General features: G+C 67.1%; 23 protein-coding genes and 2 pseudogenes. 9 read left to right on the forward strand and 16 right to left on the reverse strand.

Annotated features, from left to right (window positions below):
* A pseudogene (locus tag NWF34_RS24205) lies at positions 1 to 248 on the forward strand (PaaI family thioesterase); the annotation flags it as partial.
* A gap of 85 nt (positions 249 to 333) precedes the next feature.
* Here NWF34_RS24205 and NWF34_RS24210 read toward each other — a convergent pair.
* From NWF34_RS24210 to NWF34_RS24240, 7 genes are all read right to left on the reverse strand, one after another.
* A complete protein-coding gene (locus NWF34_RS24210; protein ID WP_005195278.1) occupies positions 334 to 1,284 on the reverse strand; it encodes a site-specific integrase in 951 nt (316 codons plus the stop codon).
* Positions 1,285 to 1,451: 167 nt separating this feature from the next.
* Complete coding sequence (locus NWF34_RS24215; RefSeq protein WP_005206419.1) at positions 1,452 to 2,831, reverse strand: NAD(P)/FAD-dependent oxidoreductase; 1,380 nt, start codon at positions 2,829 to 2,831, stop codon at positions 1,452 to 1,454.
* A 66-nt stretch (positions 2,832 to 2,897) separates the two neighbouring features.
* Complete coding sequence (locus NWF34_RS24220; RefSeq protein ID WP_235194085.1) at positions 2,898 to 3,443, reverse strand: cytochrome C biosynthesis protein; 546 nt, start codon at positions 3,441 to 3,443, stop codon at positions 2,898 to 2,900.
* Positions 3,440 to 3,802, reverse strand: a complete 363-nt coding sequence (locus NWF34_RS24225) for a hypothetical protein (protein WP_235194086.1) — start codon at positions 3,800 to 3,802, stop codon at positions 3,440 to 3,442. The genes NWF34_RS24220 and NWF34_RS24225 overlap by 4 nt, the downstream gene beginning before the upstream one ends.
* On the reverse strand, positions 3,802 to 4,317 hold the full coding sequence (locus NWF34_RS24230; protein WP_005180213.1) for a hypothetical protein: 516 nt from the start codon (positions 4,315 to 4,317) through the stop codon (positions 3,802 to 3,804). Before NWF34_RS24230 ends, NWF34_RS24225 begins: the two co-directional genes overlap by 1 nt.
* Positions 4,318 to 4,404: 87 nt before the next feature.
* Positions 4,405 to 4,728 carry a hypothetical protein gene (locus NWF34_RS24235; RefSeq protein WP_005180211.1) on the reverse strand — a complete coding sequence of 108 codons (324 nt, stop codon included), beginning with the start codon at positions 4,726 to 4,728 and terminating at the stop codon, positions 4,405 to 4,407.
* The gene (locus tag NWF34_RS24240) at positions 4,725 to 5,111 is read right to left on the reverse strand and encodes a helix-turn-helix transcriptional regulator (protein ID WP_004018626.1); all 387 of its coding nucleotides are present in this window, start codon (positions 5,109 to 5,111) and stop codon (positions 4,725 to 4,727) included. The genes NWF34_RS24235 and NWF34_RS24240 overlap by 4 nt, the downstream gene beginning before the upstream one ends.
* A gap of 122 nt (positions 5,112 to 5,233) precedes the next feature.
* Between NWF34_RS24240 and merA the strand changes: the two genes are divergently transcribed.
* Together merA and merB are read left to right on the forward strand one after the other, a co-directional pair.
* Positions 5,234 to 6,670: a mercury(II) reductase gene (merA, locus tag NWF34_RS24245; RefSeq protein ID WP_005195274.1), complete on the forward strand. Its 1,437-nt coding sequence runs from the start codon at positions 5,234 to 5,236 to the stop codon at positions 6,668 to 6,670.
* Positions 6,671 to 6,692: 22 nt separating this feature from the next.
* Positions 6,693 to 7,826 (forward strand): organomercurial lyase MerB, encoded by a 1,134-nt coding sequence (gene merB / locus NWF34_RS24250; protein WP_235194087.1) that lies wholly within the window; start codon positions 6,693 to 6,695, stop codon positions 7,824 to 7,826.
* Between the two features lie 35 nt (positions 7,827 to 7,861).
* Here the strand turns inward: merB and NWF34_RS24255 are convergent, their stop codons facing one another.
* The 7 genes from NWF34_RS24255 to NWF34_RS24285 all read right to left on the reverse strand — a co-directional run bounded on the left by NWF34_RS24255 (position 7,862) and on the right by NWF34_RS24285 (position 17,498).
* Positions 7,862 to 10,873: a Tn3 family transposase gene (locus NWF34_RS24255; protein WP_005203168.1), complete on the reverse strand. Its 3,012-nt coding sequence runs from the start codon at positions 10,871 to 10,873 to the stop codon at positions 7,862 to 7,864.
* Positions 10,874 to 11,192: 319 nt separating this feature from the next.
* The gene (locus NWF34_RS24260; protein WP_006897079.1) at positions 11,193 to 11,678 is read right to left on the reverse strand and encodes a MaoC/PaaZ C-terminal domain-containing protein; all 486 of its coding nucleotides are present in this window, start codon (positions 11,676 to 11,678) and stop codon (positions 11,193 to 11,195) included.
* Positions 11,675 to 12,838: an acyl-CoA dehydrogenase family protein gene (locus NWF34_RS24265; protein WP_006897080.1), complete on the reverse strand. Its 1,164-nt coding sequence runs from the start codon at positions 12,836 to 12,838 to the stop codon at positions 11,675 to 11,677. Before NWF34_RS24265 ends, NWF34_RS24260 begins: the two co-directional genes overlap by 4 nt.
* 23 nt (positions 12,839 to 12,861) lie before the next feature.
* A complete protein-coding gene (locus NWF34_RS24270) occupies positions 12,862 to 13,659 on the reverse strand; it encodes an enoyl-CoA hydratase/isomerase family protein (RefSeq protein ID WP_195060809.1) in 798 nt (265 codons plus the stop codon).
* Positions 13,656 to 15,329 (reverse strand): long-chain-fatty-acid--CoA ligase, encoded by a 1,674-nt coding sequence (locus NWF34_RS24275; RefSeq protein ID WP_258326327.1) that lies wholly within the window; start codon positions 15,327 to 15,329, stop codon positions 13,656 to 13,658. Before NWF34_RS24275 ends, NWF34_RS24270 begins: the two co-directional genes overlap by 4 nt.
* Positions 15,330 to 15,381: 52 nt before the next feature.
* Complete coding sequence (locus tag NWF34_RS24280; protein WP_211153600.1) at positions 15,382 to 16,587, reverse strand: thiolase family protein; 1,206 nt, start codon at positions 16,585 to 16,587, stop codon at positions 15,382 to 15,384.
* Positions 16,588 to 16,610: 23 nt separating this feature from the next.
* A complete protein-coding gene (locus tag NWF34_RS24285; protein WP_035734503.1) occupies positions 16,611 to 17,498 on the reverse strand; it encodes a CoA transferase in 888 nt (295 codons plus the stop codon).
* A 98-nt stretch (positions 17,499 to 17,596) separates the two neighbouring features.
* Between NWF34_RS24285 and NWF34_RS24290 the strand changes: the two genes are divergently transcribed.
* A complete protein-coding gene (locus NWF34_RS24290; protein WP_020171231.1) occupies positions 17,597 to 18,235 on the forward strand; it encodes a TetR/AcrR family transcriptional regulator in 639 nt (212 codons plus the stop codon).
* Positions 18,236 to 18,350: 115 nt separating this feature from the next.
* Positions 18,351 to 18,632: an AMP-binding protein gene (locus NWF34_RS24295; protein WP_258326328.1), complete on the forward strand. Its 282-nt coding sequence runs from the start codon at positions 18,351 to 18,353 to the stop codon at positions 18,630 to 18,632.
* Between the two features lie 16 nt (positions 18,633 to 18,648).
* On the opposite strand, the gene NWF34_RS24300 is transcribed toward NWF34_RS24295, so the two are convergent.
* A protein-coding gene (locus NWF34_RS24300) for an IS3 family transposase (protein WP_375295706.1) occupies positions 18,649 to 20,114 on the reverse strand; the annotation gives its coding sequence in 2 pieces (ribosomal slippage) (positions 18,649 to 19,745 and positions 19,745 to 20,114; 1,467 coding nt in all).
* Positions 20,115 to 20,201: 87 nt separating this feature from the next.
* Here NWF34_RS24300 and NWF34_RS24305 point away from each other — a divergent pair.
* Positions 20,202 to 21,302, forward strand: a pseudogene (locus tag NWF34_RS24305) (AMP-binding protein); the annotation flags it as partial.
* Positions 21,226 to 22,227: an adenine-specific methyltransferase EcoRI family protein gene (locus NWF34_RS24310; RefSeq protein ID WP_258326329.1), complete on the forward strand. Its 1,002-nt coding sequence runs from the start codon at positions 21,226 to 21,228 to the stop codon at positions 22,225 to 22,227. The pseudogene NWF34_RS24305 and the gene NWF34_RS24310, both read left to right, overlap by 77 nt.
* A gap of 261 nt (positions 22,228 to 22,488) precedes the next feature.
* Here NWF34_RS24310 and NWF34_RS24315 read toward each other — a convergent pair whose 3' ends face one another.
* Positions 22,489 to 23,547 carry an IS630 family transposase gene (locus NWF34_RS24315; RefSeq protein ID WP_195037687.1) on the reverse strand — a complete coding sequence of 353 codons (1,059 nt, stop codon included), beginning with the start codon at positions 23,545 to 23,547 and terminating at the stop codon, positions 22,489 to 22,491.
* A gap of 189 nt (positions 23,548 to 23,736) precedes the next feature.
* Between NWF34_RS24315 and NWF34_RS24320 the strand changes: the two genes are divergently transcribed.
* Both NWF34_RS24320 and tcmP read left to right on the forward strand, forming a co-directional pair.
* A complete protein-coding gene (locus NWF34_RS24320) occupies positions 23,737 to 24,543 on the forward strand; it encodes an HNH endonuclease (RefSeq protein ID WP_258326330.1) in 807 nt (268 codons plus the stop codon).
* Between the two features lie 67 nt (positions 24,544 to 24,610).
* The gene (tcmP, locus tag NWF34_RS24325; RefSeq protein ID WP_258326331.1) at positions 24,611 to 25,261 is read left to right on the forward strand and encodes a three-Cys-motif partner protein TcmP; all 651 of its coding nucleotides are present in this window, start codon (positions 24,611 to 24,613) and stop codon (positions 25,259 to 25,261) included.
* Positions 25,262 to 25,309: the final 48 nt, after the last annotated feature.

Below are 25,309 nucleotides of genomic sequence, written 5' to 3' on the forward strand. Positions count from 1 at the left end.
CAGTCACCCGAACCCTCACCGTGGAGTATCGACGCCCGGTCCCACTGCACACCCCCGTGCACATCACCGCCTCCCTCGTCGACGAAACCGACCGCGCGCTCTTCATCGAAGCCAACGGTACTGTCGGCGACACAACCTATTTCGCCGCAGAAGCGGTCTTCGTAAAGGTCGACTTGAGTCATTTTCTTCGTCACGGAGACTGGGGCGCCACAGCAGACCTCATCACCAGATTCTTTCGGGCCGACTAGGGGTCACGGTAGTAATGGCGCAAAAAACAACGAAGTTCGCGTAGTGCCTGGTCAGCGGGTAGACGGACGCTCTTGTTGGTGGCCGCTATCGGTGGCTGCGGTCGGGGCCGATGAGGCTGGTGATGCCGCGCATGGCTGCCGGTGAGGGTTTGAAGTAGCGGCGTAGGTTCTCGGGTTTGCGGTGGCGGGACTTGGCCATCAGCTCCACCAGGCTGGCACCGGCCTCGCCGAGATGCGTCAGGCCGGAATGCCGAAGTTCGTGCAGATCCCAACCGGTGCCGGGCCCATTCGTCGCGGTGGCGGCATCCAGCACGGCGCGGGCCTGGCCGTAGGACAGCCGGGCCAGCCCGGTGTCGGGGCAGATGTCCCGGTCGGCGGCGGCCTTTCCGGGGCCCGGTCGGCGGTGGGTGACGAACAGCGGTCCGCGGGTGCGGCCCTTGGTGAGGCGTGGCAGGAGCCGGGCGGTGCCCGCGTCCCAGTACACGAGCTCGTGCGCGTACTCGTGGTAGGTGGCACCGCGGCGGCGGGTGCGGGGCTTGGCGCCCTTGGACTTCACCGGGCAACACCGCCCGGCCAGATCGAGGTCCTCGATGTTGACCTGGAGCAGTTCCTCGGTGCGGGCGCAGGTTTCGTAGAGCATCCGCCACAGCGTCTTCTCCCGGAGGTCGATGTCGCGGCGGGCGATGAGCCGGTCGATCGCGGTGCGCGAGTGCACCGGGGTGGTGGAGTCCGGTGGAGTGGAGCGTTTCACCCAGGCCGGGACCGCCGGGGCGGTGTGGCCGTGCTCGCGGCACCACGCCAGCCACGACGCGACCGCGGCGCGGCGGGCGTTCCAGGTGTTGACTGCTGAGGAGCCCCACAGGGTTTCGAGGGTTTCACCGATCTCATCGTCGGCGACGTCGGCCAGCCGCCGGGTCTCGCCGAGCGTGGCGGTGGTCTTGTCGACGGCGATGCCGTAGGCGCGGCGGGTGTTCGGGGAGCCGATCGAGTCGAGGAAGCTGTCGCCGGCGGCGCGGACGGTGATCCCGGACGGCACGGTGGTACCTCCCTCACTGGGCTTGCCGCAGATAACAGGTCCGCGTCGCGCACCGCCGGAGCGGAGTCGGCGCAGGCCGGATGTCATGATGCTACAGATAACAGGGTGTTATCCGTGGCAGTCGGAAAATGGCCTCACCCGAGTACCGGGCGATGCTCATGGGGTGTCTATGCGCCGATTTCGCGGTGGACGCCGCCGGCGGCGGTGTTGACCGCTTCGGCGAGGGTGGGGTGGATGTGGATGGCTTGGGCGAGTTGGGTGTAGGTGGCGCCGGTGGTCATGGCGATGACGGCCTCGTGAACGAGGTTCCCGCCGTCGGGTCCGGCGATGTGGCAGCCGAGGATACGGTCGGTGGCGGCGTCGGCGACGAATTTGACCAGGCCGCGGGTGTTGCCGATGGCGCGGGCTTTCACGACGCCGGTGAAGTCCTGGCGCCCGACGACGACGTCGTAGCCGGCGGCGCGGGCGGCAGGTTCGGTGAGCCCGACGGCGCCGACTTCGGGGTCGGTGAACACCGCGTGAGGCACGATGCGCCCGGTTGTGGTGCGGTCCTGGCTTCGGAATATGGTGCGGTAGACGATGTCGGCGTCGTCGCGGGCGGTGTGGGTGAACATGGGCCCGCCGCGCAGATCGCCGAGCGCCCAAACATTTTCGGCGTCGGTGCGCAGGGAGGCGTCGACGGTGAGGAAGCCCTGTGGGTCGGGTTCGAGACCGAGGTACTCGAGGCCGAGATTGTCGCTGTTGGGGGTGCGTCCTGTCGCGATCAGCAGGTGGCTGCCGGTGATGTCGTCGGCTTCGCTGCCGGTGCAGCCGAGCCGGATGTTCCCGGTGGTGCCGGTGGCCGCGGTGCAGGTGGTGCCGGTGAGCACGGTGATGCCGTCGGCGGTCATGCCCTCTCTGACGGCGGCGGAGATGTCGGGGTCCTCGCCGGGGAGCAGCCGGTCGGCGCGTTGGATGAGGGTGACCTCGGAGCCGAATCGCCGGAACATTTGGGCGAACTCGCAGCCGACGTAGCCTCCGCCGACGACGAGCAGATGTGAGGGCAGGTCGGTGAGGTCCAGCAGGGTGCGGGAAGTGAAGTAGGGGACGGTGTCGAGGCCGTCGATGGCGGGGATGGTGCTGCGGGTGCCGGTGACCAGCAAGATCCGGTCGGCGGTCAGGTCGGTGCCGTCGACGGTGAGTGTGCGGGGTGCGGTGAAATGTCCTGTGGCGTGGTAGAAGTCGAGGTCCGTTGATTTCTCGACGGTGCGGTAGGAGCCCGCGCGGATGGAGTCGACGATGGTGTTCTTGCGGTCGACCACGGCGGCCAAATCGACGGTGACCGGTCCGGGTAGGCGGACCCCGAATTCGGCGGCGCGGCGCGCCTGGTGCGCCACGGCGGCGGAGGCGATCATGGTCTTGGTGGGGATGCAGCCGCGGTTGAGGCAGGTCCCGCCGAGCAGTTCTTTCTCCACGAACGCGACGCGGCCGTGCCGGGCCGCGCGCAGCGCGAGCGGCAGGCCGGCCATGCCGCCGCCGAGTACCAGGGTGTCGTAGCGTTCGCTCATGTGCTCGGTGCCTTTCCTCGATCGAATCGCTCTGGAAGGGGTACGGCAGTCGACCGGTCGGCGCGGTCAGCGCGCGTGTTTCTCCTCGATTGTGGCGGGTGCGGGGGCGCAGCAGTCGTTGTCGGGGGTGGCGTCGCGGTGTCGGGCCCGGGTGTTGCGGGCAACGACGGTGGCGGCAAGCGTGGCGGCCACGGCCGCCACGGCGAGAATGATGACCGTGCCGGTGTGGTTTTGAATCCAGATGCTCACCGCGGCGGACCAGGCGGTGGAGCCCATCGCGGCACCACCGGTACTGCCGATAGCGGCGGGCCACCAATACCAGACGAGGTAGGCGCCGGTAGCGACGAGCACGACGGCGGTGATGCGGGTGCCGTGGCGGGCGAGCACCGCGAGGTAGCGGGTGGCAGCGGTGCCCGCCGCGGCGGTGGCGAGGCTGACCAGCAGCAAGACCGTCGCGGCCCCGGCGGCGTAGACGGCGAACACCACCAGCAGCGCTGCCCATCCGGCGGTGGCCTGGGCTTGGGCGATCACGGCGAGCAGCACCCCGAAGGTGCACGACAGCGACGCGGCCGCATAGCCGGCACCGGCGGCCACCATACCGGTGGTGGTCATCGATGCGCGGGGCGGGCGCTGAGCGCGGCGGGGCAGGCGCAGGCCAAGGCCACGGCCGGTGAGCATGACCAGCCCGAGCACCGCCAGCGCCGCGCCGACGGCCAGGCCGAGGCGGGGGCCGCGGCGATGAGCGCGCGGGCGCCGGCGCTGACGGCCAGGCCCGCCGCGGCGAGGGTGCCCGCGAATCCGAGGGTGAGCGCGGTCCCGGCGCGCAGGGCGCGCGCCATGCGGACCGGGAACGCGTCGGTGGTGGTGTCGCCGAGGGTGTGGGTGATCCAGGCGGGCAGCAGCGCGAATCCGCACGGGTTGACCGGGGCGAGCATCCCGGCGGTGAACGCCAGCGCCAGCAGTCCGCCCATCACGCCGCTCCCGCGTCGCGCAGTGCGGTGGTGATCTGGTCGGCGGACGGGTCGGTGGCGCGGTAGGTGACCTTGCCCGCCGGATCGACCACGACCAGCGTCGAGAGCGACGCCACCGAGAGTCGTGTGGTGAGGGTGGCGCCGGTGTCGATCACGGCGGGCAGCGCCTGGGTGCCGGTGAAGTCCTGGAACCCGGCCACCGTCTGCGCGGATTCACCCGGATCCATGTCGACCAGCACGAACGACGCCTTGTCGCCGAGTTGTCCGGCCGCCTGCGCCACCGATTTCGCGCCGCCCACGCATTCGCCGCAGCCGACGGAGAAGAAGAACAACGCGGTCGGCTTGTCACCGGGCACGCTGATGGAGGTGCCGGTGACGGTGTCGACCTGCACCGGCGCCACCGGATCCTGCGCCGTCGTGTCGGTCGAGGTGCACCCGGTGAGGGCCAGGGCTGCGGACAGCGCCAGCGCGGCGGCGGCGAGGGCGGGGCGGCGAAAGCGTGGCAGAGTGGCCATTCGAGGACAGTGGCCTTTCGTGCGGGGGGCGAGGGAGTGTCAGCGCGGTCTCGCGACCGCTCATCGGGGTGTCAGAGTTCGAGACGGTCATGCCGGGGTTTCCGTCCGGTCGCGGTCGGCCGGAGCCGACCGAGGGGATCCGGGTCGGGGCGGACAACACCCCGTGGCCTTACGGGCGCGGCGCCGCAGGGTGTAGCCGACGGCGGCGGCCACGACCAGCACGCCTGCGGCAAGCAGCCACGGGCTGGTCAAGACACCGCCGAGACCGGCGAGCACGCCGCCGGCGATCAGGGCGGGACCGGCGCAGCAGGCGACCATCACCAGCACGCCACCGGCCACTGCGAGCAGACCACCGAACCCGCCCGAGTCGTTGTCGGGTGTGTTCATCGCCTTGTTGTCGGGTGTGTTCATCGCCGCCCACTACCGTCCGCGGCGGGGATGCGCGGGCAGCAGCCCAGCGCGGCGGAGTTGTCGGCCGCCAGCGACCGCGCCAGCATCACCAGGTCAGCTACCCGCGGATCACCCACGGAGTACCGCAGTTTCTTCCCGTCGCGGCGCGCGAGGACATACCCGCAGTCGGCCAGGCAGGACAGGTGTACCGACACCCGGGGCTGCGAGATGCCGGCGTGTTCGACGCAGTCGGCGGAGGTGCGCTCCCCGGCGAGGATGAATTCGAGGAGCTTGAGCCGGGTCGGATCCGACAGGGCGCGAAAAAACTTCGCCGTCGTATCCAGATGCGTACACGCCGACTCGGCACCGGGCACGGTGACAGTGGCGGTGGTGGACCGGGCCATGGGATCGCCTCCACGAGACTTGAACTATTCGGATAAACGCATAATATGGTTCCGGTAGATATTCGTCAACACGAATAGCAGCCGTTGTCGGTTCAGCGGTTGCCCGACCAGGAGGCACCCTCGTGACCTTGACAGATTCCCGCGCCGATCTGGCGATCATCGGTTCCGGCTCGGCGGCGTTCGCCGCCGCCATCGCCGCGGTCAACCTCGGCAAACGGGTGGTGATGGTGGAGCGCGGGACGGTCGGGGGCACGTGCGTGAACGTCGGGTGTGTGCCCTCGAAGGCGCTGCTGGCCGCCGCCGAGGCCCGCCACGCCGCCGAGGCGGCGGGCCGGTTCCCCGGGCTCACCCCCGCCGAGGTGCCGCTGGATTTCCCCGCCCTGATCGCGGGCAAGGACGCGCTGGTCGGGCAGCTGCAGGCGGAGAAGTATGTCGACCTGGCCGCCGACTACGGGTGGGAGATCGTCTCCGGCACCGCGGTGTTCGACGGCAGCGCCGAGGCACCCGTGCTGCGGGTCGCGCGCGCCGAGGGCGGTGTACGGGTGATCGAGGCCGACCAGTATCTGATCGCCACCGGTGCCGCGCCCTGGGCTCCGCCGATCGACGGCCTCGTTGAGGCCGGGTATCTGACCTCGACCACCGCCATGGACCTCCAGCAGCTGCCGGAGTCGCTGATCGTGGTGGGTGCGGGCTATGTGGGGCTCGAGCAGGCCCAGCTGTTCGCCCGCCTGGGCAGCAAGGTCACGGTGATCGCGCGTAGCCGGCTGACCTCGGGTGAGGAACCGGAAATCTCGGCCGCGCTCGAGGCCGTCTTCGCCCACGAGCGCATCGACGTGCTCACCGCCGCCACCGTCGAGAAGGTCCTCGCCGACGACGGGCACAAGGTGGTGACCGTGCGCACCGGCGGCGGCGCCAGCACCGAGCTGCGGGCCGAGCAGGTGCTGATGGCCACCGGCCGCCGCCCCAACACCGCCGGGCTGGGCCTGGATGCGGTCGGCGTCGCCGTCGACGAGCGGGGCGCGGTCGTGGTCGACGACCGCCAGCGCAGCAGCAATCCGCGCATCTGGGCGGCCGGGGACGTGGCCGGGGATCCGCAGTTCGTGTACGTGGCCGCCGCGCAGGGCACCCTGGTCGCCGACAACGCCCTGGCCGGTGCCGATCGCGTCCTGGACTACACCACGGTGCCGCGCGTGACGTTCACCAGCCCCGCGATCGCCTCGGTCGGACTGACCGACGCGCAAGCCGCCGCGGCCGGGCTGGCCTGCCAGTGCCGGGTGCTGGGGTTGTCGAGCGTGCCGCGGGCGCTGGTCAACCGGGACACCCGCGGCCTGGTCAAGATCGTCGCCGAAGCCGGCACCGGCCGGATCATGGGCGTGCACGCCCTCAGCGACGGCGCCGGGGACCTGATCACCGCCGCCACCTATGCGATGACCGCGGGTCTGACCGTCGACCGGCTCGCCCACACCTGGGCGCCGTACCTGACCATGGCCGAAGCGCTGAAACTGACCGCGCAGACTTTCACCACCGACGTCACCAAACTGTCCTGCTGCGCAGGCTGACGCCGTCGGACGGGAGGCAGTGATGAACGGACACATGACGATCGGGGACCTCTCGGCCCGCACCGGGGTGCCGGTGAAGGCGCTGCGCGAGTACACCGACCTCGGCCTGATCTACACCCTGGGCCGCAGCCCGGCCGGCTACCGCCTCTACACCGACGACGCGGAGTGGTGCGTGCGGTTCATCGGCGAGCTGCGCGGCCTCGGGCTCACCATCGCCGAGATCTGCCAGCTCACCTCCACCGACCGTGACGACCACGGCCGTTCGGTCGGCGCCCATCTCGCCGAGCTGCTGCAGCGGTCGCGGCAGCGGCTGCGCCCGATGCCGAGCAGATCCTCGACCGCATCGACGCCTTCGAAACCGCACACCGTGCGCATCTGGCCACCGACGACCTGTGCTGGGCCGGTGACCCGTGCGGATGCGAGCTACGGGCTTGACCCTCACCCCGGGGACAGACCCTACCGTCGGCACCGTCACTGTCCGATCGCCCTCGAGGAGTCCGATCCCATGAGTACCGACAACCTCACTGCCGACGTTTTCGCCAAGATCCTGCCCGCCGGCCGGGACCGGGCGCTGATGCGCGCCGCGCTGCGGCTGCTCGCCCACGGCACCCCGGTCACCGTCACCGAACTCGCCGCCGCCGCGGGAGTGCCCGACCTCGACCCCGCGCAGACGCCGATCGGCGCCGACGTCGAATACGACGAGGCCGGCCGGATCGTCGGCTGGGGCCTGACCCTCAACCCGACCCCGCACCGGTTCAGCGTCGGTGGCCACCAGCTCTACACCTGGTGTGCCCCCGACACCCTCATCTTCCCCGCCGTCATCGGCGCACCCGCCTGCATCGAATCCGACTGCCCGATCACGGGCACCACCGTGCGCCTGACCATCGACCCCGTCACCGGGGTCAGCGACCTGGAACCGGCCACCGCGATGGTGGCCTTCGTCGACCCCGACCGGATCCAGCCCGGTCACCTCCGCGCCACCTGCTGCAACCCGCAGATGTTCCTCGCCACCTCCGACGCCGCCCACCACTGGCAGGCGAAATTCCCAGGCATGACGGTGCTGCCGGTCACCGACGCCTACCACCAGCTCGCCCGCCCCCTCGCCGACGCGATCACCGACCCGACCACGACCACCGGAACCAGCGCCTGCTGCTAGATCGCGCCGCCGCCGATCCGGGCCGGCGCTGCGGGTCAGAACAGGGTGTCCCGCACGCGCAGCGGCCGGTACCCGGTGGGGCCGAGCTGGGCGAGTTCGGCGTCGATGTCGACCTCGATGGCGCCGAAGAAGTTGATGTTCTCGCTGTGGGCCGGGGAGATGTGCGTCAGCACCTCGTCGTCGATGCGCCGCCCGGCCCGCCGCATCTGTTCGGTCGCCAGCCCGTAATACTCTGTGGTCCAGGCGATGACGGCGTTGGTCGCCAACGTGAGGCACCATGCCTGTTCGGTCTGTCCCTCCAGGTGCCTCGCGCGCACGGCGCCTTCGTGCGCGTAGAGCAGGTCGCGGCGGAGCGCGTGCAGGGATTCGCCCTTGTTGAGCTGTCGGGAGATCTTGCGCCGATAGCCCGGGTCGGACAGGTACCGGGCGGCGTAGATCGTGCGCCGCAGCGCCCCGTATTCCTTGAGCGCCGCCGCGAGGGCGTTCTGCCGGCCCGACGCGGAGAGCTTGCCGACCAGCAGCGACGCGGTGGCGTGCCCGAACTTCAGCGACCCGCTCAGCCGGAGCAGGTCGTCGTAGTGCTCGGCGATGAGATCCAGATTCAGCTTGCGGGTCAGCAGCGGCCCGGCGTGCGGGAACGCGGACTCCACCTGGGCCCGAGGCGCCGCCCGATACAGGGTGATCCGGCCCAGGTCCCGGATGCGGGGCGAGAGCTGCAATCCGAGCAGGTCGAACAGCCCGAAGTTCACGAGGGTGACGCCGTGCGTGTCGGTCGCATGCTCGGTGATCGGCAGATCCGTTGCATTGCCGAGGATTTCGTCCAGCACGTAGTGAGCTTCGCGTCTCGTCGCGACGATGACCTTGGTGCCGTAGGTGGCGTGCTGATCGGTGACATGGGTATACGTGCTCAGTCCTTCGTTCGCGAAATAGCGGCTCAACGCTCTGGCGGTGACCGATTTGCCGCGGGTCGGGAACCGTTGCCCATCACTCGACGACAGGGTGCCGGCGCCGAAGACCGGGGTCAGCGGCAGCCTTTGGTGGTAGTCGATGATCGTCAGGTTCGCCGCCCGCAGCGTCTCCTCCCGCACATACCATTCGCTGGTCCAGGCCAGGATGTCGTAGGAGAGGCCCGACGCCTCGGCCATTCGGGTCAGCCCGAGGTTGGTGGAGTAGGCCAGCAGGACGGCGATGAGGTTGCGTTTCAGCTCCGGGCTGCGGGCCTGTTTGCCGCCGGCGTGGGTGAAGCAGTCCAGGTAGCCGGTGCGTTTGTCCAGCTCGATCAGCAGCGACACGATCGGCGCGAACGGCAGCATCTCCGTCAGCTCGGCCTTGAGCGCCGTCGCCTCCGCGGGCACATCCTCCGCCGACAGCGGTGAGATCACCAGGTCACCGGCCTCATCGAGACGGACCGGCCCGTCGCCGCCGGCGAGCACCTTCTCCAACTCGCCCATAGCGGCGTCGAGCTCGTCGGTGGCGGTCGCCAGCGCGCGAGCGGGATCAGCGGACTTGCCGACCAGGCGGCAGAACTCGTCACGCTGCGGCTCCCACGCCTGCGGGGTCAGCAGGTACGCGGCCGGGTCGGCGTAGCGGCGCGACCCCGGCACGAACACATCCCCGCTGCGCAACCCGTCACGCAGCCCCAGCAGCACGCACAGCTCCCAGTAGTGCCGATAGGCGGTGGTGTTACCGGCTTTGCGGGCCTCGTCGAGGTAGCCGCGCCACTTCGTCGGCACGAACCCGGTCGGCGCGTCGTCGGGCACCTTGCGGGTACCGGTCGCGTTCAGCTCCCGCAGCATGTGCACCCCGATCAGCAGCTCGGTCGCGGCGGTGCCGCCGGCGAACCGGACTGTCGACAGCACCTGCGGGGTGAACTGCCGCAGGTAGGAGTACGAGCTGTCCAGAGCGGCCAGGTGCCCGTGATCGCGCGGCAGCCGAGGCTTGGCCTGCGCGACCGCGGCCCGCAACCGCTCCCATCCGATCCGATCGCCCCGGATCAGGCCGCCGATCTCCTCGTCGGGGATCTGCAGGTCACAGACGATCGCCAGCAGGTCGTCGAGCAACCCCTGCCGATCCTCTCCGGCCTTACCGCGCTCGGCCAGCTCGTCGCGCATCCGGCGTTCGGCCTTGCTCAACCTGGCCGAGATCGCCTGATCGAACAGCTGCACCACCTCGTCGAGCACATCGGTGGCCGACTGCGCCAACACGGTGAGCAGAATCGGGTAGCGGCGTTGCGGATCCCGGCGTTCGAGGGCTTGGCCCGTCAAGCGGCGGCCCACCGTCGCCAGGAACCGCCGCCGCTCCGCCGGCAGCACCGACATGTCCAGCTCATCCGCGCCCAGGTTGCGCAGGAACACCAGCTTCTCGACCTCGGCCTTCACCGCGGTCGCCGACGCCTCCACCGGGCCGGTCGACAACCACCGCAACCGCGACATCTCGATCGACGGGTCGACGACCAGCAACGCATCCAGTTCCTTACACCGCTGCGGCGTGAACTCGCGCGCCAACCGGTCGTAGGTCTCCCGCTGCGCCCGCGTGCGAGCGTGCGCGACCCGGCGGACCACCGTTTCCGGGCCCGGCCGGATCACCCGCGCCGAGATCAGGTACTCACACGCCAGCCGGAACAACAGCGTCGGCGAATCGTGCTCCATCGCCCGCGCCAGCAGAAACTCATCCAGCTCCTTCAACTCCATCGCCCCGGCAGGCCGCCACCCCAGATACTGGGCCACCAGCCGCACATGCTCGGTCCGCGTCTGCGCCCGCTTGCCATACGAACGAAGCTGCGCTGCATCGATATTCAGCTGATCCGCCAGCCGGGCCACCGCCACCGGCGGCGCCGACGGCACCTTGTCCGGCACGAACCCCAGCCACGGCAAGGTGCACAACGCCACCGCCAGGCCCAGACGGACCGCAGGGCCCCTGCCCTGCGGAGCAACAAACGCCAGATCCGCCGGGGTCAGCGTGAAGTACCGGAACAACTCCTCACGACTGATCTCCGGGAACTCCCGCAGGCGCTGCAACTCCTCGTCCGCGAATACCCGCGTCGCCACGAACCCCAGCCTCCAACACGCCGACCAACCTCATCGGCAGACAAGCCAAGCACCAACCACCCCGGCCCGCAGCCCGAACCGAGAAATCGCCGCTGACCAGGCACTACGCGAACTTCGTTGTTTTTTGCGCCATTACTACCGGGACCCCCCGTTGGACTCAATCACCTTGACAAGTTCCGGGACGGGGGTTTGACTACCTTGAGCCACCGTCGTGAGGTGGGGTCGTCACGTCCCACGCTGACTTGCGGATACGAGATGAAGGTCGCTTCGTCGATGTAGGGCGGGACCGTGGCTCTTTCTGGTGACGTCCTGCCGTGTGTCAGTTGAAGCCTCCGGACGGTGTCGTGGCCTGCTCTCTTTGCCACATGACGATGGTCAGTTCGGCGTAGAGGACGGTGTGGTCGTCCTGATCGGTCAGCCGCATTTCTATCTTCACTCGCCCGCGTGTTCCGTCGAGAGTGATCTCGGCAATTTGGGCGGTTCCGGTGAGAACGTTGCCGGGTCGGACGGGCACCGGGAACCGTACCCGGTCGAATCCGAGCCCGGCGATCACTGCCCATTGGTTGAGCATTGTTTGTGTGAGCAGCCGTTGAGCGATGGCGATGGTGTGTACCCCGCTGGCGATGAGTCCGCGGAAGTGTCCCTGATCAGCGGCTTCCTCATCGATGTGAAACCACTGGGCGTCCCAGCGGGTGGCGAAGTCGACCAGTTCGGACTTGGAGACGGTGTGATCGCCCAGTTCGAGGATCTGGCCCGGGGTGAAGTCTTCGGCGTAGACGGACGGACTCGGGGGCGCGGCGTTCACAGTGACCTGGCTACGAGCAGCTTCATGATCTCGTTGGTGCCGCCGTAGATCCGCTGCACGCGGGAGGCGGCGTACATCTGGGCGATGGGGTATTCCATCATGTAGCCGTAGCCACCGAACAGCTGTAGGCACTTGTCCACCACGCGGCACTGCATGTCGGTGGCCCACATTTTGATCATGGAGGCGCCGGCGGCGTCCAGGGTGCCCTCGATCTGGCGGCGGATGCCGTCGTCGATCAGCGCCTTGCCGGCGTAGACTTCGGCCTTGCACTCGGCTAGTACGAACTGGGTGTTCTGGAAGTCCAGGAGTTTCTTGCCGAACGCATCGCGCTCTTTGACGTACCGGATGGTCTCGATCACCGCGGCCTCGGCCACCGCCACGCCGGCGACTCCGATGATGAGTCGCTCCCGCGGCAACTGGGTCATGAGTTCGGCGAAGCCGGAGCCCTCCTCGCCAAGGATGTTCTCCACCGGTACCCGCATGTCGTCAAAGAAGAGTTCGCGGGTGTCCCATCCGTGCATGCCGATCTTCTCGAGGACGGCGCCGCGGGAGAAGCCCGCGACGTTATTGTCGACCTCGGCGACTAGTAGGGAGATGCCCTTGCCGCCGGCCGCTGGATCGGTCTTGGCCACGATGACAACCAAGTCGCAGTGGGTGCCGTTGGAGATGAAGGTCTTGGCGCCGTTGACCACGTAGTGGTCGCCGTCGCGGATGGCTGTGGTCTTGACGTTCTGCAGGTCTGAGCCGGTACCAGGCTCGGTCATGGCGACGGCCACCACTTTCTCGCCGGAGGCGAGCCCGGGTAGCCAGCGGCGCTTTTGCTCCTCGGTCCCGTAGGCGTTGATGTAGTGGCTGGCGATCGTGGAGTGCACGGTGAAGCCGAACGCGCTGTCGTGCGCGTACGCCAGTTCCTGGGCCACTACAGCCTCGTGGCCGAAGTCGCCTCCCCCGCCGCCGTCCTTTTCGGCGATGTCGGTGAGCAGTAGGCCTGCCGCTCCGGCTCTGTTCCAGAGTTCGCGGTCGACGTGGCCCTGCCGGGCCCAGTCCGCCTGGCGGGGGGTGACTTCTCTGGCGAAGAAGGCGCGGGCGTGGTCCCGTAGCAACTCGTGGGACTCGGTTTGCCAGGTGGGGCGGTGGTCGGGGAACAGGGTGGTGGTCATGATCTTGTCCTTGTCGGGCCGGGTCAGCGGCCGGTGAAGTTCGGCGAACGCTTGGCCAAGAAGGCGGCCTGGCCCTCGTGGCTGTCGTCTGAGGCGAGTGAATAGACGAAGTTGCGCTTTTCGTGCTCGAGCCCTGCGGCTATCGACCCGGTCTGCGCGGCCAGGGCGGCGTCTTTGGCCAGGGCCACGGCCAGCGGGGAATTAGCCGAGATCCGCTGCGCCAGGGCGATCGCCTGTTCGACGACCTCGTCGTCGTCGACCACCTTTCCCACCAGGCCGAGGGTGGCGGCCTCGGTCCCGGTGACCAGGTCGCCGCTGAGCAGCAGTGCCATGGCGCGAGGTTTGCCGAGCGCCCGGATGAGTCGTTGGGTGCCGCCGCCGCCGGGGATGACGCCGAGCTTGACCTCGGGTAATCCAAGGCGGGCACCCTGGCCGACGATGCTGGTGTCGCAGGCCAGGACGAGTTCGAGCCCGCCCCCCAGGGCCAGGCCCTCGACGGCTGCGATCACCGGTTTGGGGAAGTTCTCCAGGTCGGCCCATAGAGTCCCCCCGGAGGCCCGCCGCTGCCCGATCAACGGATCGGCCCGCAGGGCGTCGAACGCGGTGATGTCTGCTCCAGCGCAGAACACGCCGCTCGCGCCGGCCAAAACTATGGCGCGCACGGAGTCATCGGTCCGCAGCTCGGCTAGGTGCCCGTTCAAGGCTGCGAACACCGCGGCGTTCAGTGCATTCCGGGCCTCGGGTCGGTTGATGCGCAGGATCGCGACGGCTCCGCGTCGTTCGCTGCGCACCACATCATCGTGTCCGCTCCGGTTGTTCATTCCTCGGCTCCCCGGTAGAGATCGGCGTGGTCGGTGCGTAGCTTCTTTTTGTCCAACTTGCCGACGCTGGTGCGCGGCAGCGCGTCGGCGAAGATGACGATGTCGGGCAGTTGCCACTTGGCGAACTTGTCTTCCAACACGGCGTGGATGTCGTCGACGTCAAGATCGGCACCGTCTTCTTGGACGACGATCGCAACCGGGCGCTCTTGCCACTTGGGATGCTCGATCCCCACCACGGCGGCTTCGCGGACCTGTGGGTGGGCGACGATCGCGTTTTCCATGTCGATCGAGGAGATCCATTCGCCGCCGCTTTTGATCACGTCCTTGATGCGGTCGGTCAGCTTGAGGTAGCCGTCGGGGCGGATCGTGCCGGCATCGCCGCTGCGCCACCACCCATCGGCGAACGCGCCGCCTTTGTCTTCCATCTTGTGGTAGCGCTCGATGATCCACGGGCCGCGCATGAGCACCTCGCCCTGGGAGACACCGTCGTGGGGTAGTTCGGTTCCGTCCGGTCCGACGACCTTGATGTCGATCCCGTTGACCAGCAGACCCTGGGCCCGCTTGAGATCCCACTTCTCCTTCTCACTGAGCACGTCCCGCAGCGTGTGCTTCAGGCCTGCGTTGACGGTGACCAGCGGAGTGGTCTCCGTGGCGCCGTAGGCGTGGATGATGTCGGCGCCGGTGAGGTCATGGAAGCCGCGCATGAGCGTGAGCGACGGTTCGGTCGCCCCGGACAGCAGACGGGTGCGGCTGAAGTCCGGGCGCGTCTTGAGTGTGCGGATGTAGTCGAGCATCGGCTCGAAGATCGCGGGGGCACCGTTGGCTACGGTGACGGACTCGGAGATCATCGCGTCAACCAGCACAGAGGTGTCCTCGGCCGTATACCGTCCGGGCAGCACGACCTTGGCGGCCGAGTAGATGGCCGACTGCGGCAGTCCCCAGCCCTGGCCGTGGAACATCGGGGTGATGACCATGACGGTGTCGTCGTCGCCCATCTTCAACTGCGCTGCCTCGGCAAGAGTGTGGAGGTAGATCCCGCGATGGGAGTAGTACACGCCCTTGGGGCGGCCGGTGGTGCCGGTGGTGTAGCACGCGCTGTACGCCGAAGTTTCGTCGATCATCGGCCAGTCGAAGGTCGATTCCGCGGCCGTCAGCGCGTCTTCCCAGTGGACGACCCCGGGCAGGGTGGTGGAGATCTCCGAGAGTGGCTTGTCCGTCATGACCACCCAGGTCTTCACCCCGACGCCCTGCTCGACCAGCGCCTCGGCCACGGGCAGCAGGGACTCGTCGACCAGCACGATCGAGGCTTCGGCGTGGTCGGTGACATAGGCCAGGTCCACCGGGGCGAGCCGCAGGTTCATCTGCAGCATCACCGATGCGATACCGGGAATCGCCCAGTACAGCTCCATATGGCGTTTGGAGTTCCAATCCAGGATTCCCACCACCGTTCCGGGGCCGGCCCCCAGCCCGGTGAGCGCGTGGGCTGACTTCCCGACCCGCTCGAACATGTCTGCGTAGGTGTAGCGGTCCCAGCCCCCGTCGATGGTGCGGAATACGATCTCCTGCTCGGGGTAGGTCCGGGCGGAGTGCCGCAGCAGGGTGGTGGTGTTGAGCTGGTAACTGTCACCGTGTGTCGACGGCAGACCGGTGACGATGGGGTGGGACGTCATGTTGGTGCTCCTGAAGTGGGGTTGGGACGGTGGCTGGGACGGAGGGGGCTCGTCAGAGGCGTTCGATGATGGTGGTGTTAGCGGTGCCGTGGGCTTCGCAGATGGTCTGTAGCCCGTATCGGCTGCCGGTGCGTTCGAGCTCGGTCAGCAGGTCCGTCATCATGCGGGCGCCGGTGGATCCGAGGGGGTGGCCGACAGCCACCGAGCCGCCGTTGACGTTGAGTTTGTCGTCGGGGACGCCGAACTCTTTTTGGAACATCAGCGGTACTCCCGCGAACGCTTCGTTGACCTCGAACAGGTCGATATCGTCCACCGTGAGCCCCGACCGGTCCAGGGCCTTGCGGGTGGACTCGAGGATTGCGGTGAACTGGATGATCGGATCGGCCGCGGCGACCGCGTGGACCACGAAGCGGGCGCGGGGGGTGAGCCCGTGGGCCTCGGCGAACTCGCGGTCGGCGATGAGTAGTGCGGCGGCGCCGTCGCTGAGCTGGGAGGAGTTGGCTGCGGTGGTCTTGCCGTCTTCGGCGAACACCGCCCGCAGGGACGCCATCTTCTCTGGGTCGAGCTCGGCCCGGATCCCCTCATCCGCGGTCACGGGCTCGCTGGAGTCATCGAGCGGGTCGCGGCGCAGCGGAACCAGCTGGGTCTCGAAGCGGCCGTCGCGGGTGGCAGCCAGCGCCCGCTCGTGGCTCCGGCGGCTGAAGGCGTCGAGTTCCTCCCGGCTGAGGTCGAAGCGGGTGTTCATCAGCTCACTGGCCGGGCCTTGAGCCAGCAGTCCGCCGTCGTAGCGGGCCAGTTCGCGGGGGGAGTATTGCGGGCCTAGCGGGGCGCCGGGTTGTAATGAGGATGGCAGCGCCACCTGTGACATCGACTCCACGCCGCATGCGATGGCGAGGTCGTAGGACCCCGCCTCCACACCGTGGGCGGCAAATGCGACAGCTTGCTGCCCCGAGCCGCACTGTCGGTCCACGGTCACGGCCGGCACCGAATCGGGCAGGCCGGAGGAGAGCACCGCATGGCGAGCGATGTTGGAGCTCTGCTGGTCGTGCGTCATCACACAGCCAGCGATCACGTCGTCGATTTTCTCCGGCGCCACATCACTGCGGCGAACCAGTTCACTGAGGGTGGCCCCCAGCAGATCGGCGGGATGCCAGGCGGCCAGCGCCCCGCCGCGCTTGCCGACCGGGGTCCGGACGGCATCGACGATCACGGCCTCGCGGGTGGCTCGGGAACTACGGGGCTGGGGGGAGTCGGTCATGACTGGGTCCTTCCTCAAGGTGGTCAGGTGGTGGGCGCCGTGGGCGCGTGAGTGGTCTGCGCTGTGGCCGGGTGGGCATCGCGAACGGCGGTGAGCGGGATGTCGTGGCGCGCGGCCAGATCCTCCCAGTGGGCCGTGGTGTGCGCGGCGAAGGCGCGGGTGTAGGCGGCGGATGTGCCGTCGCAATCGAGTACTTCTCTGGTGCGGGCCTCGAAGTGCGGTTCGAGTGCCCCCAGGGCGATGTGGCCGTCGGCGGTGGCATAGATGTTGTAGGAGGGCAGAGCCCCGCCCAGTGGTGCTCCATTGCCAAACAGGCCGTGCCGGAGGGCAGCCGCGGAGTCGTACGCGGCCGCGTCGAGAGTGATGCGTTGATGTCCGCCGGAGTCGTGCTGTCCCCGGGCCAGCAGCAGGGCCAGGGCGGCCGAGATGGCCCGCTCCCCACCGACGGTGTCGGCGACCGGGACCAGCGGCAGGTGCGGCGGCCGGATGGTGCCGTATCTCGCCTGATAGGTCAGGTCGTGGCCCGCGACCTCCTCGTCGGCGCCGTCGTAGCCCACGATCTCCACATGGCACAACCGCGGGTAGCGGTCGCTGAGATCGCCGAGGCCGAGTCGGCAGAACGCTGACGGGCGCATGGCGGTCACCAACACGTCCGCCGTATCGAGCAGCGTGGTCAGCTCCTCCAGTCCGCTACGACTCTTGAGGTCGGCCCGACGAACCTCCACCCCCTGTGTCAGTTCTGAGTACCAGGAGGGCGCGGCCACGGCCAAGGCGTCACCCACCGGCGGCTCCACTTTGATCACCGCGGCGCCGAGGTCGCGTAGGCCTGCCACGGCTAGCGGACCGGGCAGGTTGGTAGCCAATGAGACGACCTGTATGCCGGCTAGGGGTCGGAGCGATCGAAGACTCATTTCAGCGACTATACAAGTAGTCAGTAAACTTGTCCACTGTATAGCGTTAACGGCTGGCACATCCCAGTAGACTCGTTCGTCAACCGAAGGGAGACCGCGTGGACCGCCCCGCCCAGCACTCCGGCGACCAGGACCTCACCGCCAAAGCGCGAATCCGTAACGCTGCTCTCGAGCTCTATGCGGCCAACGGCGAGGACCGCACACCGATGCGTGCGGTCGCGGCCGCCGCCGGGGTTACCGTAGGGCTGGTGGTCCATCACTACGGGTCCAAAGACGGCCTGCGCGAGGCTGTGGAGCAGATCGTCGTGGAGCGTTTTGCGTCGGCCCTTGCTTCGGCGCCGACCGACGGGGCCGGCGAAGAAATCGCTCGCGTCCGGAATGAATCCGTCGCGGAAATGCTGGTCAGAAACCCGGAGGTGGTCAACTATCTCCGACGGGCGCTACTCGAACCCGGCGGCCAGCGGGGGCAACTGCTGGAGCGGCTCACCGAACTTACCCACCGGGAGGTCGTTGCGATGCGCGAGACCGGCGCGGCCTCGCGGGGCCGCGCCGACTCCGTCCAGGTGGTCGACGTGATCATCAACCAGATGGGCCGACTGTTCCTGCAGCCGCTGGTGGATGCCGTCTGGACCCACCTCGGGACCTTCACCCACACCGAGGGGCACAGCAAGCCCGAGCTCGGCGTGAGCGTGTCCGGGGGAGGAGCTGTCGATCGTTCCCACGGGTCAGCCACCTGACCCGAGTTTCTCTTTCGCTGAACGTCTGTACAAGAACCGCGTTGGCGGTTACTGTTTCTGCTGTGTCCGGGGTCACATACCCGATCCCGGAGTCTTCAACACCTCAGGAGTCACCATGGCCACTCTCGGAGGCGCCCTCGCGCTCAATGCCCGCCGGCACCCGGACAAGACCGCACTGATCTTCGGCGAGAGCACCTACTCGTACGAGCAGCTCGCGGCCCGGATCAATCAGTATGCGCACGCGTTGGCGTCGCTCGGAGTCGGCAAGGGCGACAGGGTGGCACTGCTGAGTCCGAACTCCGACGCGTACATCCTGGGCCTGTACGGAGCGTTCCGACTGGGGGCCATTGCCGTGCCTCTCAACCCTCGCGTGCCGGCCCGGAACTTGTCAAGGTGATTGAGTCCAACGGGTGTTACGCGGCGGCCTGACCCGCCGCAGGTTCGGTGCCGTCGATTGCGGCAGGCTGGTTGATCCAGGCCTCGGTGGGCAGGTCCAGGATCTTCGGCCCTCGGTCTGTGGTTCCGAATCGTTCGGGGTGGGCGCGACGAGCCTCCGCGAGGACGTCGGAGCGCTCGGCCGCCTTCTGGGCAGCGAGCCCGAAGTGGACGTCTGCGGGGGTGTGCAGACCGATTCCACTGTGCCGGTGGTCGTGGTTGTACCAGGTCACGAACGTTTCCATGAATTGTCGGGCATGGTGGATCGACCCGAAGCGGTCCGGGAACGCCGGACCGTACTTGAGGGTCTTGAACAGCGATTCGGAGTACGGGTTGTCGTTGGAGACCTTCGGCCGCGAATGCGACCGGGTCACCTCCAAGTCGGCGAGCAGAGCGGCGACGGGTTTGCTGGTCATCGACGTCCCACGGTCGGCATGCACCACACTCGGAATGCCATGCACGGCAAAGATTTCCGACATGAACTCCACGGCAAGCGCACCGGATTCACGGGTTTGGACGTGCGCACCGACGATGTAGCGAGAGTAGATGTCGACCATCACGTAGGCGTCGAAGTAGACGCCCTTGACCGGGCCGGGGAGCTTCGTGATGTCCCAGGTGTAGACCTGCCGAGGCGCGTCGGCCACCAGTTCCGGGCACACCCGTGCGGGATGTCTCGCCTGCCTGCGGCGGTCGGTGACCTGCGTGTTCTCCCGCAGGATCCGGTACATCGTCGACACCGAACACAGGTAGGTGCCTTCGTCGAGGAGCTGGGCGTAGACCTCGAGCGGAGCCTGGTCGACGAACCGGTCGCAGTCGAGCAGCGTGAGCACCGCCTGACGTTCGTCCGGTGTGAGCTTGTTCGCGGGCACCTGCGCCGCCGCTGGCGCCGGCCGCGCCGGTGCCAGCGACCGTGCCTTGATCCTGGCGGCGGTTGACCGGGTCACCGACGTCAAGGTCGTCGCCGTCCTTGTGGTGACGCCGGCATCGGTGAGGGCGTGGTGGGCGGTCATCAGCGCTTGTTGTGCGGCTCGTCGGTGTCCGCGCTCTCGGAGAGAGATTCCAAGAGCGCGTGTGCTTTTCCCATGATGTCTAGGGCCGCTTCGGTGGTCGCGAGGCGCTTGGTGGTGCGGTCGAGCTCTCGGCGCAGGCGGGCGATCTCGGCCTGCTCGGCGGTGAGCTTGCCGATCTTCGCGCCGGCTGGTGCGCCGTCGAGGACGCCGGCGTCGCGTTGCTTGCGCCATTCGCTGATCAGCGACGAGTACAGGCCCTCGCGGCGCAGGTAGGCGCCGCCCTCGTTGCTCGCGCAGGCCTGCTCGTATGCGGCCAGGTGTGCGAGCTTGTCCGCCGGGGTGAAGGCGCGGCGTCGGCGCGGGCCGTCGGAGCGTGGCTGCAAGGAGTCCATGCGGGCATTGTCCCCGGACACGGCCAGGCTGGAAATCGTCATCGAAGAGTTGATCCGTATCTCGCCCTGCAGGCGGGGTTGCTGTGAACCGTTGGACTCAACTCACCCTGACACGCAGGGGCCCGCGAACTTCGCTACCTGCTCGAGGACTCCGGTGCGACGGTGCTGCTGTACTCCGAGGGGCTCGCGGTGGTGGTGGCCGGCCTCGACGAACTCGATCCGCTGCCGTCCGCGCCGCAAAGTCTGGTGCTGGACGAGCCCGCCGCGCAGGGCATCGCGCGGCTCGCAGACACCATGCCGACCACCGCGCCGGAAGTGGAGGTCATCGAGGACGACGACTGCATTATCCTCTACACCTCGGGCACGACCGGGCGTCCCAAGGGAGCGTTGTTCGACCATCACCGCATGCTGTGGGTGGGGAACTCGGTTTCCGCACTCGGTATGAATATCTTCGACCGGAATCTGCACGTCGCGCCGATGTACCACTGCGCGGAGCTGGTCCTGTTCGTTATGTCAGGGTTCAGCCTGGGCACCACTCACGTGGTGCTGCCAGCGTTCGAGCCCAAGGCGGTCCTGGATGCGCTGGAGAAGCACCGCATCACCGTGTTCCTGGGCGTGCCCACCATGTACCAGATGCTGCTGCAGCACCCCGAGCTCGGCACGCGCGATCTGTCCGCGTGGCGGCTGGGCTTCTTCGGCGCCGCACCAATGCCGCCGAGCGCGGCGACCAGCTTGCTCGCCACCCTGCCGCACGTGCAGTTCTTCCAGCTGTGCGGCCAAACCGAAGGCGGCCCGACCGGCATCTTCCTCACTCCGGACGAAGTACGCGCCCGCCCAGATGCCACCGGACGGGCGTCCATCACTAACGCCGAGACGCGGATCGTCGACGACGAGGGCAACGACACCGCGGTCGGCGAGCCCGGGGAGATCATTTACCGAGGCGAGACCATCATGAAGGGCTACTGGAACAAGCCCGAGGCCACCGCCGATGCGCTCCGCGACGGCTGGCTGCACAGCGGCGACGTGGCGGTCCGGGACGCCGACGGGTTTATCACGATCGTTGATCGGATGAAGGACATGATCATCACGGGCGGGCGCAACGTGTACTCGGTGGAGGTCGAACAGGCCCTCGCCGGCCACCCGGACGTGGCCGATGTGGCGGTCGTCGGGCGGCCGGACGAGATGTTCGGGGAGAGCCTCATCGCCGTCGTCACCCCGGTCGAGGGCCGCGAGGTCACCTTGGAGTTGCTCCGCGAGTACGGATCCTCAGTTCGACGAGGTTAAGACCCGGCGGCACGGCAAGAAGTTCGTCCTCGACCGCGACTTGAACGGCGACGGCGTGGTGAACATCGATGACCTGCAGTGGGAGTACCTCGAAGGCGACGGTGACTACCGCTCAGACGAAGTGACCGCTCTGCGCGATGAGTCCGACATCATCATCACCAATCCGCCTTTTAGCCTCGGCCGTGAGTTCATTCGGTGGGTGCTCGAAGCGGACAAAAAGTTTTCGATCATCGGCCCCAACAGCTTCCCGACCACCAAGGAGATCTTCCCCCTAATCATGGCCGGTCGCATGTGGCTCGGGCAGGGGTTTGCTAGCGGTAACGCCTACTTCCGGGTCCCCGAGGACAATCGCGGCGGGTGGGCGGATGGCGTCTACGACCCCGCGACCGGGTTGGTGAAATTCCGGAACGTCACGTGGTTCACCAACCTCGAGCACGGTCAGCGTCACGCGCCGATGCAGCTTATGACCCAGGCCGACAATCTACGCTACAACAAGCAGCTAGTGAAGAAGGGCGGCTATCGGCACTACGACAACATCGATGCCATGGACGTTCCACTCAGCATCGCGATCCCCAGTGACTACGACGGCGTGATGGGCGTGCCGGTGAGCTATTTGGACCACCACTGCCCCGAGCAGTTCGACATCGTCGGCCTCACGCAATTCTCATGGCTGAAGATCGCTGACAAGGTGTACCCGAAACAGACCCAGGTGAATAAGAACGGCACCGAGCAGCAGGTCACTAAGCTCAACGATGGCGCTGCCATCGAGGTGACGGCTCCACCCGAGAAGAAGACCTATTACAAGGTCGGCGACAAGATGTATGTGAAGACCTTCCCGCGTGTACTCATTCAGCGCAAGGTGGAAGCCTGATGGAGACAAAACTGGAGAAGTACACCATTGAGCAGGTCACGGACGGGTTCCACTACTCGAAGCTGGAAGAGAAGGGCCTCTACGGGCTCAGCGGCCGACTCACGGTGCAGCCCGAGTTCCAGCGTGCATACCTGTACCTCGAAAACGGCAGAGACGCCGACGTTATCGACTCGGTACTCAAGGGCTACCCGCTCGGGCTGCTGTACTTCAACGTCGTTGACCGTGACAAGGGCAGGCTGGAGGTCCTAGTGTATCGTGTCATTAATTGGTTTTCGGTTGGGATTTCTTCAGAATGTCCTCGGCGGTTTTGGTCCAGACGAAGGGGTGTTTGCGGTCGTTCCAGCCGTTGATGAAGGCGCGGATCTTCGCGTTGAGGTCTTTGACGGAGGTGAAGATCCCGCGGCGGATGGCTTGTCGGTCGATGATGCCGAACCAGACTTCGACGAGGTTGAGCCAGGACGCTGAGGTCGGGGTGAAGTGGACGTGGAAGTTCTTGTGTCGGGCGAGCCAGTCCTTCACTTCGGGGGTCTTGTGGGTGGCGTAGTTGTCCATGACCAGGTGCAGTTCCTGGTCGGGGTAGGCGCGGTCGATCTGCCGTAGGAACGCCAGGAACTCCTGGTGGCGATGTCGCGGTTTGACCGCGGCGGTGACCTGCCCGGTCGCGATCTCCAGGGCCGCGAACAAGGTGGTGGTGCCGTGGCGTTTGTAGTCGTGGGTGCGGCGTTCAATCTGCCCTGGCTGCATCGGCAGCATCGGCGCCGTGCGATCGAGGGCCTGGATCTGCGATTTCTCGTCCACGCACAACACGATCGCGTTCTCCGGCGGCTCCAGGTACAGGCCGACGACATCGGTGACCTTGGCGACCAGCTGCGGATCGGTGGAGAACTTGAATGTTCCCGACCGCCACGGCTGCACGCCGTACTCGCGCCAGGCGCGGGCGACCGTGGCGTTCCCGATTCCGAGGTGCCCGGCCAGCAGACGCGACGACCAGTGTGTGACTCCGTACTTCTTCGGTGGCGGCATCAACGTCGCCGACACCACATCGGCGTGATCGACATGCCGTGGGCGACCGGGCCTTTGCGCGTCGAGGAGACCATCGAGTCCGTCCTGGAGATACCGGGAACGCCACTTGAGGACCGTCGGCACCGACACCCCGACGACCTCACTGATCCGCGTATTAGCCATCCCATCGGCAGCAAGCATGACGATCCGCGCACGACGCGCCAGACCGGCCGGCACCGTGGTCGACCTCAACAACTGATCGAGCTCGTCCGCATCGCCATCACGCAGTTCCAGGGCCGGGGCAGGAGTATTAGCCATAACCTAATTATCTCAACCCGACACCCCTAAACTAATTAACGACACGCGACACTAGACGGCCAGCAGCGCATCACCAGTCTCGGTCGCTTCCGCGAGGGTCAGTTCGCCGTCACTGTTGACGGCCATGAGCAGAACTTCAGTTCGCTGCCGCCCGAGCTCCGTGAGAAGTTCCTCGACACCGAGCTACTTGTGTACGAATGCGAGGGAACCGAGCCGGAGATTAAGGAATGGTTCAAGACCATCAACATCGCCGGCATCGCGCTGAAAGAACAAGAGCTGCTCAACGCGGTTTATTCCGGCACGTTCGTTACCGCGGCAAAGGCGGCATTTTCTAACTCCAAGTCCGCGATAATGCATAAATGGCTCTCCTACCTAAACGGCGACCCCAAGCGGCAGGACATCCTGGCGACTGCGCTCAAATGGATTGCCGCCAAGCAGGGCGTCACGGTCTCCGGCTACATGGCCACTCACCGCGGTGACGCCGACTGCAGCGAGCTCCGGGACTACTTCGACGCCGTCATCGACTGGGTGGAGAACGTCTTCATTCGCCCGCCGGACAAGGAGATGCGCGGTCAGGCCTGGGCTGACCTCTACGAGACCTATCACGGTCACCCTTACGACCCGTCGGCAGTAGATATCCGCGTGGAAGAACTGCGTGGCGACCCGGCCGTCCACAGTGCCAAGGGGATCTACGAATACGTTCTCGGCGAGCTTGCCCCGGGGGTGGACGCCAACTTCAAGCTGCTTGACATCCGGCTCTTCGAGGACAGCGTCAAGAAGCAAGCGTATAAGGCCCAGACCCACACCGCCAAGGCCAAGGGCGTCTCGAACTGCTCGGTCTGCGAGCACGTCCCCAACTCGAACCAGGACCGCATCTACAAGTTCGACGAGATGGAGGCTGACCACGTAACCGCGTGGTCCCGCGGCGGAGCGTCCAATCTGGCCAACTGTGAGATGCTTTGCATTACGCACAACCGGGCCAAGGGCAATAGATAATGGCGACCCTGCCAGCCCGAGCAGTAACTCACACGTCACCGGTCGGGTCGCAGCCGCCGAGGCGACCATGACTAAGGGCGACAGCCTGCCGACGGTGTGGAGCCAACCACCGCACACCAAGGTCAAACACGACATCCTGGTCCGCTACCTTGCAGCGTGGTTCGGCATATTCGGCTCGTCGCCTCATCACAATGCGGTCAACGTCCTGGACGGGTTCGCCGGGCCCGGACGCTACGAGAACGGCGAGCCGGGATCCCCTGTGCTGGCGCTCAACACGCTCCTGGACCACCAGTCCTTCGGCAGCTTCGATGCCACGCGGTTCACCTTCGTCTTCAATGAATGGGATCCCCAGCGCTTCGCATCGCTTCAGGCGGTCCTTGCTGACACGAGCGCGGCGAAGACCCCGTGGCCGCCCAACGTGCGGGTCCACGAGAGCAACGAGAACTTCCAGGTGCTCGCCCAGCAAATGCTCGACTCGATCGGCCCCGGCAAGAGGCTCGCGCCCACCTTCGCGTTTATTGACCCGTTCGGGTACCGCGACGTGCCCATGTCCACGATTCGGGAACTCGTGAGCCACCGGTCGTGCGAGTTGTTCATCTACTTCGATTTCAACAGCGTCAACCGCTTCGCCACAGCCGGCAACGTCGATGTCAACGGCCAGTTTGATGTCCCCGCTGGTGGCCAGGTAAAAGTCCCCACCCTGTGCGGGATGTTCTAGGTCGGTGGCACCTCCGTTCGGTGTGTCATGCGGTAGGAGTCGCCGTCG

Origin of the sequence: Gordonia sp. GONU (genome assembly GCF_024733855.1) — a bacterium.
GTDB lineage: Bacteria > Actinomycetota > Actinomycetes > Mycobacteriales > Mycobacteriaceae > Gordonia > Gordonia amicalis.